Here is a 13,024-nt window from a genome sequence, read left to right on the forward strand (position 1 = left end):
ATTAAGTTCCTTATTTTACATAATTTAAATTTCTAATATTATATTATAAAGGTTATAGCAGCTGAAAGGACTCCACCTATTACTAATGAGAATGTGCTAAGTGCAAATCCTATATTTATTTTCCCACTAACCTTTTCCCTACTCATCTTTGACACTTCTAAATTTGCATTTGCTATATATTGAGCATTACTTTGACCTAGGCCTTGCAATGAAAGTCCCATGGGGTCTCCTGAAATTGAAGCAAAAATCCCAACAAAAATTAGTATTAAGCCTTCAATAAATAATACACTTTCAAAGTCTTTATAAGATGTTACCTTAGTTATTATTAAACCTATTAATGCAGCTAAGCCAAGCCAAACTACACCCCAAATTATGGATTTAATAAGTAACGATATTCTTTCATCTTTCATACTCACTCCCCCTTTTATATATTGTAACATATTTTACTTAAAATGTATATTTCCCTATATTATTTTCTTATTGAATCACCAAAAAGTGGTGTTGGTATTCCAAAACCTCCAGCTACTTCTAATAAATTACCTGTTATATAAGATGAATCATCACTTGCATAAAATACTACAGAATTTGCAATATCCTCAGCTTCACCAGCTCTATTTAATGGTACATGTTTTAAAAATGTATTTAAAAATTCTTCTGACATATTATCCTTAGCTGAATCTGTCGCTATAAGTCCTGGTAAAACCGCGTTACATCTAACCTTATCTCTTGCATATTGAACAGCTATATTTTGTGTTAATGAGTTAATAGCAGCCTTTGACACGACATAAGCTACTCTTGATAAATCGGGTATTACAGATCCTATAGTAGATATATTTATAATACTTCCTCCACCATTTTTTATCATATGAGGAATGGCTTCTTTAGATGGTAAATAAACACTTTGAAGATTATCTTTAACTATTCTAAAAAATTCATCCTCATCTCCATTAACTACATCAAAATCTACCTTTACATCTGTTCCACCATAATTATTAACTAATATATCTAACCTTTTTTCATTTTCTATAACTTCTCTTATCATAGTCTTGTATGTTTCTGGCTTCTTTGCATCAAAATATACTACATCTGCATTGCCACCCTTTGCTATAATTTTATTGGCTATTTCTCTTCCAGCTTCTGGTCTTCGTACTGCAAGATAAACCTTTGCTCCATTTTCTCCTAATTTTTCTGCGATAGCTAATCCAATTCCTCTTGTTGATGATGTTACTAATGCTATTTTATTCTCTAACTTTTTCATCAGGCACCTCCAAAATTAATATTTAATCTTAGTTATTTTGCCCATGAATACTTAATTTAGAATCTATATAAAGATAGGATTTAAGTTTTTTAACTCAAATCCTATCTTTATATTTACCATTATCAATTTTAAATGGCTTATTTACATATAATATATTATTTATCTTGCTTTTCTTTTAGAACAATTTATTAATAAATTGTTATTTTTATTACTTATCTTTATAGCAAATTACTGGTGTACCTTCTTCTATATTTTCATATATTTTTTTAGCTAATGATAAAGATGCATTAACACATCCATGAGTCCCATCACTTAAATATACTTGTCCCCCAAAGTTGTATCTCCAGCTAGCGTCATGAATTCCAACATTACCATTAAAGGGCATCCAATAATTAACCTTAGCCTCATAATTAGCTCCTCTAAGTGTAGCTTCCTTTTGCTTATAGTTAAGCATATACGTTCCTGTATCAGTTGAATTTCCCTTTCTAGGATCTCCTGTAACTACACTACCTTGAGCTATAATTTTTCCTTCTTTATAAAACCACATATATTGCCTAGTTAAATTTATTTCAACATAAGTATCCCCAATATCATTTTCTCCTCTAAGTAATGCTTTTTGGCTGTATGAAGGCTCCTTTTCTATTACTGCTCCATTCTTAATATTTTCTATTAACAAACTAGCTTCAGCAACAGAATTAATCTTATATCCATAATATCCTCCTTCAACTTGAACTGTACTACCTATAGAAGTATTAAATTCTCTAGTAATTCCAACAGTATTGTACTTATCACTTAACTCTTTAATATAAAGTCTTATTTCTTCCTTACTTAATTCAATTTCTAAATCATCATTTATTGTAATAAATTTATTAATTCTCTCTCCAGATAAAACCTCTTTTTCCTCTCCAAATACATAGGTTATATTAGTAGAAATATACTTACTTAGTTCCTTTTCTACTTCTTTTGTTTTATCAGAATTAATAGTATATTTAGGACTTTCATAACATCCTTCTTCATCTAAGTTAATATATGTTTCCCCATTTAATAAAGCTGTTTTTATTCCTTCATAAACTCTTTCTTTATTAGCTTCATTACCATATACTTCTTCTACTATTTCATATTTGCCATCCTTATATACAAATCTTACATTTTTAGGGGAAATAATTTCTCCTTTAAAGACATTTAACTCATTTACTATATCTAATAGTTCTTTTTCATCAATACTATAAATATTATCAATATTATATTGATTCTTTTTAAATAAAGAAGTTATCCATATCAATGAATTTTGTTTACTTTTTATATCTTTAAATATTGCTTCTTCAGAGTCTAACATCGTTCCCTTTTCTAAAATATTGTCTTTTATAGTTTGACTTTCACCATTTCTATCTACTATCTCAATACTATACTCCTCTAAAAAATCACTAAAGCTAGTAGCTACAGAATTTTTATCTTTAAGTGATAAATCAACTCCATTTACTATAGTATTAAAGAAAAAGTGCTTTGAAAAATACATGGATATGCCTATGTATATAATAAAAAGAGAGAATATAACTATAATTAAATTACGTATTAATTTATTTTTAAAAATAGTATTATAAAAATTCTTCAACAGATCATCCCCTATATAAAATTGATAAAATAACTATATAATAATATGTTTAGCATTTTAAAATATACCTAAAATGAAGGGGCTATTACGCAATGAATTAATTAATAAGTAAAATTTAACATTTAGGAAACATTTATAGTTTATTTTTCCTTACTTAAATTAAACTTATTTTTTATAAGTGATATTAGAAAATCATTAATTAAAAAAGGAACAGTAGATAATGGCTTTTAGATTCATTATCTACTGTTCCTTTTAACTATTTTTTATTTAGTTTCATTTATTCTATCAATATATTGTTTCATTAGCTTAGCTGAATTAACAAACTTTTCTTCTTCTTCTTTAGAAAACTCTATTGATAATGCTCTCTCAACACCATTTTTACCTACTATTGTTGGAACACTTAAATATGTTTCGTTAACTCCACAATAATTATCTAATAACGTTGAAACTGATAGAACTGTCTTTTCATCCTTTAAGAATGCTTCAACTATTCTAGTTAGTACTGCTGCTACTGAAAATGCTGTTGCGCCCTTTCTGTTAATAACTTCATAAGCTGCGTTCTTAACATCATCAGCAATAATTTTTTCTGTTGCTTCATCCCACTCAATTGAAAGTTGCTTTGAAAAATCTTTTATTGGAATATTTCCTATAGTTAATGATGACCATGGAACAAATTCACTATCACCATGTTCACCTAGAACATAACCTTGAACTACTCTTCCATCTATTCCAAAATATTTTCCAAGTAAACTTCTTAATCTTGTTGTATCTAATACCGTTCCAGAACCTATTACTCTTTCCTTAGGGAATCCTGATAGTTTGTAAGTCATATACGCTAGTATATCTACTGGATTAGATACTACTAATAAGATAGCATTTGGACTTAACTTTGCTAGCGTTGGAACAAAACTTTTAAAAATTTTGTAATTCTTATCAACTAAATCTAATCTAGTTTCTCCTGGCTTTTGAGCTACACCTGCAGTAATAATGATTATATCTGAATCCTTAGTATCTTCTAGAGCTCCTAAGGTAACAGTACAAGGGCTATTTAAAGCACTTCCATGGATTAAGTCTAAAACCTCTCCAAGTGCTTTTTCTTGATTGATATCATTAATCACTATTTCCCTTGCAACTTGTTTTTGTTGTAAGGCAAAGGCTGTGGTTGCTCCAATTGCTCCTGCTCCAATTATTGATATTTTACTCATAATATTCACCTTCATCCTTTAAATTATATTTCAATTATATACCATTTTTATTGCATTATCTAATTGACCATATTATTTTGCCCTAATTACTTCAATTTTATATCCATCTGGATCTGTAACAAAATAATAAGATGGCTTTGTTCCTGGTAATCCCTTAAATGGTGTCACTTCATAACCTAAAGCTACATGTTTTTCTCTCATAGCTTCTAAATCTTCTGCTTCTACTGCCATATGACTATATCCATTTCCTAGCTCATACGGTTTTTCAACATCATAATTATAAGTAAGCTCTATTTCATATCCACCTACTTCATTTGATAAATATACTAAACTAAATTTATGCTCTGGGAAATCTTTTCTTCTAGTTACTATAAGTCCTAAAGCCTCCTGATAGAATTTTAAAGATTTTTCTAAATCCATTACTCTTATGCAAGTATGCAACATTTTAACTGACATGATTTTTCCTCCTAATGTATATTCTATATACTTAATTATATTAATAAAATGTAAATTAATCAACTTTTACAAAAATTATTAATTAACTTTTTGTTAATTTACTTTTGAACTATTTTATCTTACAATTACTTTAAAGAATAGTAATCGTATAGATTTTATTTTAATTTTACAAATTAACTATCTTGCAATCATTTTAAACTACGCATTTAAAGGAGAATTTATGAACAAAAAAATATTATTAGGAATTATTGTTTTATCTTTATCTTTTAACTTGACTTCTTGCTCATTATTTAAAGAGACACCTATGGATAAAAATGTTGTTGAAGATACAACTACAGAAGATGAAGTCTCAAAAGAAGATGAGCCTATTAAAATCACTGATTTTGAAGCTTTGAACAAAGTTTATACTTCCACTAAGGACCTATCTTTAATTAATGTTGGAGATAATATTTATGATGATCAACAAGGAATCAGTTACGTAGCAGGTGAATATAAAGAGATGGATTTTGTAAAAGATTTATTATATTTATATTTAAACGAAGATCAAGCTGTTTTTGATTACTTAGTTTCTATTGATACTAATACTGAAAAAGGATATATATCAATTACTAATGAAGATAAAGAAAAGCTAATTAAAGATTTAAATTCACTAAGAGAACAAATGGAATTAAGCACTGGTGAAGAAATGGTTGTAAGACTAGATAGAGTTACCTTTGAAGGTCCAAACTCTAAAACAAACACTGGTTCAAGTTTTAAAATAAGAGCTGCCGTTTCAAGAGTTGGAGCAACTGTAGTTCCATGGAACTACTTCACTGTTACTGTATTTGAAGATGGCAATAAACTTTATGCACATTTGTTTTAAATTGAAAAAATTAAGAAATGAAAGAATGAAAAAATGAAGGAAGAGGTTTTGCAATGCAAAATCTCTTTTGTTTTAAAGATTACCTTATAAAAAATCTGTAAAGATTTTTTTAGGCATTTTTTCATTTTTTAATTCTTTCATTCTTTCATTAATAAAATGCTTCGCATTTTATCACAATGCATATATTCTTCAACTTTGTCCCAAGGTACTACAAAACCTTGTCCTTTTGAACAAAATACTGAGCTAGAAGAATACTCTATATCTGCATTTTTATTATATCCTAACCTTTCTATTACTTCTTCACTGTTATGACATACATCGTATCCATCAAAAATTAAATTTATACTCCCTTTTCCCTTAGTAAAAGTAAGTATTTCTGCACTATAATCCATGAAAGTAGATACTGGACCTCTTCCTGTTATAGTAACCTTATTTAACTTATTATCTGGAGGATTAAAACTTCCCTTTAATCTTTGAATATCCGAAATTACTCTTCCCATATACTCTAAATCAACATCTATTTTAAATTTATAATATGGCTCTAAAAGTATATTTTCTATCTTTTCTAATCCTTGCCTAATTGCTCTAAAGGTAGCCTCTCTAAACTCACCACCTTCAGTATGTTTATTGTGAGCCCTTCCTGTTAGTAATGTAAATTTTATATCTGTAATAGGTGAGCCTGTTAATAGCCCATGATGATCTCTTTCAAAAATATGAGTCTTAATTAAATTCTGATGACCTGTAGTTAAATCATCTGCATGGCATTTATTTTCAAAGGTTATACCTTCTCCTCTATTATTAGGTTCTAATTTTAAATGAACTTCTGCATAATGCTTTAATGGCTCAAAATGACCATATCCATAGGATATATTTCCTATAGTTTCCTTATACATAATCTCACAAGGCCCAAAGTCTACCTTTAAATTAAACCTTTCCTCTACCACTTCTTTTAATACTTCTAATTGAATTTTCCCCATAATGGATACTTGAATTTCTTGAAGAGCTTCATTCCAATTTACATTTAATGCTGGATCTTCACTTTCTAAAATCCTAAAATACCTTAATATATCTTTTACATTATATGAAGAATCATAGATAACTTTTGACATTAATGTTGGTACCATATTGAAATCTATACAATCCTTTAATTCTCCAATCCCACTACCAGCTCCTGCCATAGTTATCCCAGTAGCTGCAAAAACATCACCTGCTACAACCTTATCAACTGTAGAAAACTTACTTCCATTATAAATTCTTATACTACTTACCTTTTCTCTTATTTCATTATCTTTTCCATAAGATACCTCATCTCTAACCTTTAAACTACCACTTAAGGATTTTATAAAAGTTAACCTAGTACCATTCTCATCATATTTCACCTTATACACTCTACCTGAAAAATCACTTACTTCATTATAATTAGTAATAGTTAATTCATTAAAAATATTTAAGAAACTTTCAATACCCTCATCTTGAAGAGCACTACCTGAAAGACACGGAAAGATTTTATTTTCTTTAATAAGAGTTTTTAAAGCTAATATCCATTCCTCTTCTTCATAATCACCATTTAAATATTTTTCTAATAGTATATCGTCTTTTTCAGATATACACTCTATTGTTTCTTCATCTAGGGCCCTAAACTTATTTATGTAGCATATATCCTCAGTTAAGTCTCCTTTGATTTCTTCAATTATTTTCTCTAAATCTGCACCTGTTCTATCAATTTTATTTATAAAAAAGAAAGTTGGTACATTATATCTTCTTAATAAATTCCAAATAGTTTCAGTATGTCCTTGTATTCCTTCCACTGCACTAATTATCAATATTGCATAATCTAAAATACTTAATGTCCTTTCCATCTCTGAACTAAAATCAATATGTCCAGGGGTATCAAGTAAATAATATGTTGAATCATTTATTTCAAAAATTGCTTGGTCAGAAAATATAGTAATTCCTCTTTCTTTTTCTATATTATTAGTATCTAAAAAAGAAGTTTTATGATCCACCCTTCCCCTATTCCTAATAGTATTTGTATGATAAAGTACTTGCTCAGAAAATGTTGTTTTACCAGCATCTACGTGAGCAAGTATTCCTATTGTTTTTTTCATTTATTCACCTTTCTTAAATAATTAGTATTTTCCTAAGAAATTACTAATTAATATTTAGTCAAATATCTTTTCTTATACTTAATTCGTGCATACTTGCTTACCTTAGTTAAATATTGATAGTTAGTTATTCCTCCTAGCACACCAACAATAGGAAGACCTTGAATAAACTTAGCTATTAATAAATTATTTGATAATACTCTAGAAGTCTCCTTTATTTCCTCATCTAGAAGATTTTCTAGTTCTAATCCTAAAGTTATTTTTCTTTCTATATCATTTAACTTTTCACTATATATTAATTTCTCATCTTCACTTGTTAATGCTACATTAATTAAATTTAAAATATATATTTTTTCATTATCTTCTTCATAACTAAATCCATAACTTAACGCAATTTCATATACAGTTTTAAGTATCATTGAAATAAATAATGGAATATCAGGTATTCCTACTCCTAAAACTCCAAGTCCTACACCTTCAATAGTTGAAATAGCTGAATTAATTAAATTACTTTTCTTTCCTTGAGAATCGAGTAATTTTAAGATTTTTCTTGTCATTCTTTTATTTAATGAATAATTATTTATATCATGATCTAATTTTAATTTTTCCTTGTCATATAACTTTTCTATATACTTGCTACCCTTTTGAAAAACTATCTTAAAGGCATTATAAAAGGCACTTTCTAAAGTTCCCTTCAATTTTTCTGGAATCTTCTCTTCTATTTTTTCTGATACTGGATCTAATTTATCTTTAATTATCTTGCTTCTTTTTTTATTAATTATCTTATTTTCTTTCTTAATTAATTTATTGATTTCTTTTTTAATAATCTTACTCATAATCCCTACTTCCTTCTAAGTGATTACTATTAATTATATCATTTATACTAAAGGTCTAAAATTATTCTATTAAACTTTCTATAATTTTTTCTATCTAAAAATTATAATATTGTATATACTATATGTATGAGATAAAATTTCTTATGTAAATATAAAATTTGAAAGGAAAAGGTAATTTCAACAATGAGAATGTAATCTACTTTAATTAATTTTAGTGCATAGAAGGTCTTAGGCTTATTTATTATGCACAAATTTATGGGGAGTAGATTATGACTAGAGGTTTATTTGTGTTGCCTTTTTATAAGTCTATAACTCTCTCCCAAAATAAGGAGGGATTTTTTTATGCAATTAGCATTATTAAACAATGTAAAAAAATATTATGGTGATAGATTATTATTAGATATAAAGAAACTTGAAATACTATCCGGTGATAAAATAGGATTAGTTGGTCCTAATGGAGTTGGTAAAAGTACCTTATTAAGAATTTTAATTGGAAAAGAATCTGTGGATTCAGGAAGTATATCTTTAACTAAAAGTTTTTCTTATATAAGTCAGCTTGACCATTTAGATGAAGAATCTACTTCAAGTAAGATTAAAAGCATATTTAATGCCCCAGATGAATATAAAAACCACCTATCTGGCGGAGAAAAAGTAAAACTTAAAATCTCTAATGCTTTAAGTAAAAATACTGAACTAATAATCGCTGATGAACCAACTTCTAATCTAGATAGTACTAGTATTGAAACTTTAGAAGGAATGTTTAAAAGCCACTCTGGTTCCTTACTACTAGTCTCCCATGATAGAAATTTCTTAGATACTTTATGTAATACAATTTTTGAAATTGAAGATGGAAAAGTTAATATATACAAAGGTAATTATTCAAAATATTTAGAGCTTAAGAAATCAGAAAAAGAAAGACAAACCACTGAATATATTAATTATAAAACTGAAAAGAAGAGACTTGAAAATGCAGTATTTAATAAGGAGAAACAAAGAGATAATATTAGAAAAACTCCTAAAAGAATGGGTAACTCTGAAGCTAGGCTTCATAAGATGGGAGATCAAAAATCCAAGCAGCATATAGATAACAATATAAAAGCTATTCAAAGTAGGATTGACCATCTAGAAATAAAAGAAAAGCCCAAGACAGATAAATTAATAAAGATAAGTGTAATAAACAGCTTAGAGCTTACTTCTAAAAATCCTATAGAAGTAAAACATCTTAATATTATTATTGATGATAAAGTTTTATTATCAGATGTAAGCTTTAAAATAAAGAAAGGTAAGAAAATAGCTTTATTAGGTAAAAATGGCTCAGGAAAAAGTACTCTGCTAAAAGAATTAGTAAAAAATCAAAATGATAGCATTAAAATAGCTAATAATGTTGTTTTAGGATTTCTAGACCAAGAGCAAAATATATTAGATTCCAACAAAAGCATCCTAGAAAATATACAAATTGATTCTTCATATTTAGAAAGCTTTATCAGAATAAACTTAGATGGCTTTGGATTTAAAGGAGACTCTGTTTTTAAAAAGGTATCTACTTTAAGTGGTGGTGAAAAGGTTAAGGTTGCAATTTGTAAGCTTCTTTTATCAGATAATAATCTTATTATCCTAGATGAACCTACAAATTATCTAGATATTAAGTGTATGGAAGCCCTTGAAAATGCCATTAAAAATACTAATAAGACACTATTAATTGTCTCTCATGATAGAAAGTTTATTTCTAATATCTGTGATAATATAATAGAGATTGATAATAATAAAATTACTCAATTTGATGGAAGTTATGATGAGTTTATTAACTGTAAAAATAAACCTAAGATTAATAAAGAAGAAAAATTACTTCAGGAAAATAAGCTAATCCTTGAAACTAAACTTTCAGAATTAATATCATTATTATCCTTCGAAAGTAATGGTGATAAAAAAGAGTTGTTAGAAAAAGAGTATCTTGAAATATTAAATAAACTTAAGTCATTAAAATAAAGTAAAAAAGAGCTATTGCTAGTGGAGTTTAAATCTCCCCCACAACAGCTCTTTTTTCTAATATATTCTTAAAAATTTGAAATCTAATTTTTATCTTAAATATTGGTGGATAAATTATATCCTTAATTATTCATTTACTTAGACTTATTACTAAGCATCTACTCAAAAAAAGCTTTAGAATACTTAACTATTCCACTAACCCCATTTAAACCACCTGGTAATAATTCTAAAATCATAAATGCTTCATCTGGAACTTCAAAAGGTGCTTTAACTCCATACTTACTAGCCTTTTCAAATCCAAACTTAGGATAATAATTTTCGTGTCCAAGTACGACTATTGATTTATAGCCTAATTCTTTAGCCCTTTCTATTGCCTTATTCATAAGATTTTTACCTATACCAGATTTTTGATGTTTAGGTAATACAGCTAAAGGAGCTAATGCTAAAGTTTCATAAGATGTGCTTTCTCCTTTAATTAATGCTTTTGTTAAAAGCACATATCCTAATATTTCATTTTCCTCTTCTGCTATCAAAGATAGCTCTTTTATAAATTCATTACTATTTCTTAATCTTCTAACTAAATTATGTTCATCCTTATCTGAGAATTCAGCAGTTTTAAAGCTTTCTTCTACTACTTTTTTAACTTCATTATAGTCTTTTATTTCTTCTTCTCTTATAGTTAACATTTTACACCTCTAATTTCATAACTAGTTCACCATTTCTATCAAGCTCACCATTAAATTCAAATCCAAACTTTTTATATAAATCTATTGCAGTAGTATTATTTTCATAAATACTTAAATATATTTCACTACACTTATATTCTTTAGTGATCTTATTAATTATAGATTTAAGAGAAACCTTTCCATATCCATTTCCCTGAAAATTTTCTCCTATCATAAATCTATCAAGCCATACTCTACCCAAGCTACCTTCATTCTTCCATAAACCATACATAGCAAATCCTATAATCTCATTATTATCGTATATGCCTACTGGTCTCCATAAAGATAGTTCCTTGGCTTCATCTAAACACTCACTGACTGTTTCAATAAAACCTTCCTGGCTTTTTTTCACTTTTAAGCTTATAGCTTCATTATAATTGTAGCTATCAATATTTTTAAATTTTAAATTCATTCTTCCCCTCATTTCTTTAAATTTATAACACTAGTATATCAAATAAAATTAAATAGTATATTAAATTTATAAAAAGCATGTAGTTTGCTAAAAGTAAACTTACTCTTAACTTGCAAACTACATGCTGATTTGAAATCTATTTTAGTCCAATTTTACTATAGTTTTAAAAGCTATTTCAAAAAACTTTTCTTATCTATTTTAATCTCTTTATAACTATGTTAGTTTTTATAATTTATATTAATTAAAGTAACAGCTATTAAGGTTATTATAAAACATGTAAATATTCCAATATCTAATGAAGCATTTGAAGCGCTACCTATTATTGGACTTACAATAGCAGAAACTATACTTCCAATTATAGAGTAAATTGATAATATAGTAGCCCTATCTGCAATCTTTATAGATTTATTTTGTATATCCATAAAAATAGGTTCTATAAAGCCCATACTTGTTGATATTACAACTATTGAAATAAAGGCTAAAATTGGATTTTTTATAAATACTAAAGATAATGAACTAACCAATATACATATTATAAATAATAGTATTGATTTTCTTTGTCCTATCTGTTTTGTTATTTTATAAGATTTTACAGATATTAGCCCTATAATTTCAATTCCAGCTAACATTATTCCAAAATACTTAATATCTATACCACTTCTTATATATATTCCTTGATTCAAAAATACTGTTATACTTTGGACAACCTCTGCAACTAAAGCAATACCTAGAATTAAAATTATAATTTCCTTTTTGCTAATTGCCTCTTTAATATTAAAGAGTATTCCCTTGCTTTTCTTACCTTCTCCCTTAACATCTAAAAGAAAGAGAGAAATAATAAATGCTAAACCATAGGGTATTATAGTGTAATAAGCTGAAAGATCTATTGAAATATTAATAATAAATGTTGATATAACTGAACCTAATAAAAAGCCAACATTTGAAAAAAATCCATACCTTGAAAAAGCTTTTTCACTATTATCATTTTCATCTAATGATAAGTACAATACTGTAGAATCACAGCCCGATAGTCCTGATATAGCAGCTGCTAGTAAAAATCTTTCTAATAAAAACATAGAAAAGGAATCCGCCTTAAAAAATACAATCTTAGATATAAAGAAAATTAAATTAGATAATACTAATGTTTTCTTATAACCATACTTATCTGCAAATATTCCCCAAGGTATCTCTAATAGCATTATTAATATCATATATATAGACTCTATTAAGAATATTTGAGATATTGATATCCCTCTATTTTCTCTATATAGTGTTGCTACTGGAGCATAAAATACTAGTCCTTGTAAAAAGACTATAATATTAAGTAAATATATGTTTACTTTCTTATTCAATTTAACATCCTCCTAAAGACAGCTCAATTAATAATGAACAATTAATAATGACTAATTAATGATCTAACCCCTCTGGAATTACTAAAATAAATTATATTTTTAAAACTCCCAATAGAATTGCTTCATTAATTTTCCACTTTAAATTCTTCATTTTTCATTGTGCAACAATTTCTTTATAATTTTAGGAATTTGCCAAATCGGTCTAAACATATATA

The 13,024-nt window shown here is 27.2% G+C and carries 12 protein-coding genes; 2 read left to right on the top strand and 10 right to left on the bottom strand.

The window, feature by feature from the left end; all coding sequences use genetic code 11:
• Positions 1-38: 38 nt before the first annotated feature.
• From E6248_RS07095 to E6248_RS07115, 5 genes are all read right to left on the bottom strand, one after another.
• Entirely contained in the window at positions 39-410 is a 372-nt protein-coding gene (locus E6248_RS07095) for a hypothetical protein (RefSeq protein ID WP_316340121.1), read from the bottom strand.
• A 59-nt stretch (positions 411-469) separates the two neighbouring features.
• Entirely contained in the window at positions 470-1,258 is a 789-nt protein-coding gene (locus E6248_RS07100; protein ID WP_316340122.1) for an SDR family NAD(P)-dependent oxidoreductase, read from the bottom strand.
• Between the two features lie 208 nt (positions 1,259-1,466).
• On the bottom strand, positions 1,467-2,870 hold the full coding sequence (locus tag E6248_RS07105; protein WP_316340123.1) for a L,D-transpeptidase family protein: 1,404 nt from the start codon (positions 2,868-2,870) through the stop codon (positions 1,467-1,469).
• Positions 2,871-3,133: 263 nt separating this feature from the next.
• Entirely contained in the window at positions 3,134-4,075 is a 942-nt protein-coding gene (locus tag E6248_RS07110) for an L-lactate dehydrogenase (RefSeq protein ID WP_316340124.1), read from the bottom strand.
• Positions 4,076-4,147: 72 nt separating this feature from the next.
• Positions 4,148-4,531: a VOC family protein gene (locus E6248_RS07115; RefSeq protein WP_136003887.1), complete on the bottom strand. Its 384-nt coding sequence runs from the start codon at positions 4,529-4,531 to the stop codon at positions 4,148-4,150.
• Positions 4,532-4,751: 220 nt separating this feature from the next.
• Between E6248_RS07115 and E6248_RS07120 the strand changes: the two genes are divergently transcribed.
• Positions 4,752-5,393 carry a hypothetical protein gene (locus E6248_RS07120; protein ID WP_316340125.1) on the top strand — a complete coding sequence of 214 codons (642 nt, stop codon included), beginning with the start codon at positions 4,752-4,754 and terminating at the stop codon, positions 5,391-5,393.
• Between the two features lie 137 nt (positions 5,394-5,530).
• On the opposite strand, the gene E6248_RS07125 is transcribed toward E6248_RS07120, so the two are convergent.
• Together E6248_RS07125 and E6248_RS07130 are read right to left on the bottom strand one after the other, a co-directional pair.
• Positions 5,531-7,501, bottom strand: a complete 1,971-nt coding sequence (locus tag E6248_RS07125) for a translation factor GTPase family protein (protein ID WP_316340126.1) — start codon at positions 7,499-7,501, stop codon at positions 5,531-5,533.
• A 47-nt stretch (positions 7,502-7,548) separates the two neighbouring features.
• A complete protein-coding gene (locus E6248_RS07130; RefSeq protein WP_316340127.1) occupies positions 7,549-8,334 on the bottom strand; it encodes an EcsC family protein in 786 nt (261 codons plus the stop codon).
• A 342-nt stretch (positions 8,335-8,676) separates the two neighbouring features.
• On the opposite strand from E6248_RS07130, the gene cplR reads away from it, so the two are divergent.
• Positions 8,677-10,320: an ABC-F type ribosomal protection protein CplR gene (cplR, locus tag E6248_RS07135; RefSeq protein ID WP_316340128.1), complete on the top strand. Its 1,644-nt coding sequence runs from the start codon at positions 8,677-8,679 to the stop codon at positions 10,318-10,320.
• A 158-nt stretch (positions 10,321-10,478) separates the two neighbouring features.
• Here the strand turns inward: cplR and E6248_RS07140 are convergent, their stop codons facing one another.
• The 3 genes from E6248_RS07140 to E6248_RS07150 all read right to left on the bottom strand — a co-directional run bounded on the left by E6248_RS07140 (position 10,479) and on the right by E6248_RS07150 (position 12,809).
• Complete coding sequence (locus E6248_RS07140; RefSeq protein ID WP_316340129.1) at positions 10,479-11,006, bottom strand: N-acetyltransferase; 528 nt, start codon at positions 11,004-11,006, stop codon at positions 10,479-10,481.
• A 1-nt stretch (position 11,007) separates the two neighbouring features.
• Positions 11,008-11,457 (bottom strand): GNAT family N-acetyltransferase, encoded by a 450-nt coding sequence (locus E6248_RS07145; protein ID WP_316340130.1) that lies wholly within the window; start codon positions 11,455-11,457, stop codon positions 11,008-11,010.
• A 218-nt stretch (positions 11,458-11,675) separates the two neighbouring features.
• On the bottom strand, positions 11,676-12,809 hold the full coding sequence (locus E6248_RS07150) for an MFS transporter (RefSeq protein ID WP_316340131.1): 1,134 nt from the start codon (positions 12,807-12,809) through the stop codon (positions 11,676-11,678).
• Positions 12,810-13,024 lie beyond the last annotated feature (215 nt).

The sequence above is a fragment of the Clostridium sp. genome (genome assembly GCF_032552055.1).
Taxonomy (GTDB): domain Bacteria; phylum Bacillota; class Clostridia; order Clostridiales; family Clostridiaceae; genus Clostridium.

What these genes read in the sequence shown, in the direction of transcription:
- E6248_RS07095 (WP_316340121.1), bottom strand. Translation starts at nt 410, where the DNA reads ATGAAAGATGAAAGAATATCGTTACTTATTAAATCCATAATTTGGGGT.
- E6248_RS07100 (WP_316340122.1), bottom strand. Translation starts at nt 1,258, where the DNA reads ATGAAAAAGTTAGAGAATAAAATAGCATTAGTAACATCATCAACAAGA.
- E6248_RS07110 (WP_316340124.1), bottom strand. Translation starts at nt 4,075, where the DNA reads ATGAGTAAAATATCAATAATTGGAGCAGGAGCAATTGGAGCAACCACA.
- E6248_RS07115 (WP_136003887.1), bottom strand. Translation starts at nt 4,531, where the DNA reads ATGTCAGTTAAAATGTTGCATACTTGCATAAGAGTAATGGATTTAGAA.
- E6248_RS07120 (WP_316340125.1), top strand. Translation starts at nt 4,752, where the DNA reads ATGAACAAAAAAATATTATTAGGAATTATTGTTTTATCTTTATCTTTT.
- E6248_RS07125 (WP_316340126.1), bottom strand. Translation starts at nt 7,501, where the DNA reads ATGAAAAAAACAATAGGAATACTTGCTCACGTAGATGCTGGTAAAACA.
- E6248_RS07130 (WP_316340127.1), bottom strand. Translation starts at nt 8,334, where the DNA reads ATGAGTAAGATTATTAAAAAAGAAATCAATAAATTAATTAAGAAAGAA.
- cplR (WP_316340128.1), top strand. Translation starts at nt 8,677, where the DNA reads ATGCAATTAGCATTATTAAACAATGTAAAAAAATATTATGGTGATAGA.
- E6248_RS07140 (WP_316340129.1), bottom strand. Translation starts at nt 11,006, where the DNA reads ATGTTAACTATAAGAGAAGAAGAAATAAAAGACTATAATGAAGTTAAA.
- E6248_RS07145 (WP_316340130.1), bottom strand. Translation starts at nt 11,457, where the DNA reads ATGAATTTAAAATTTAAAAATATTGATAGCTACAATTATAATGAAGCT.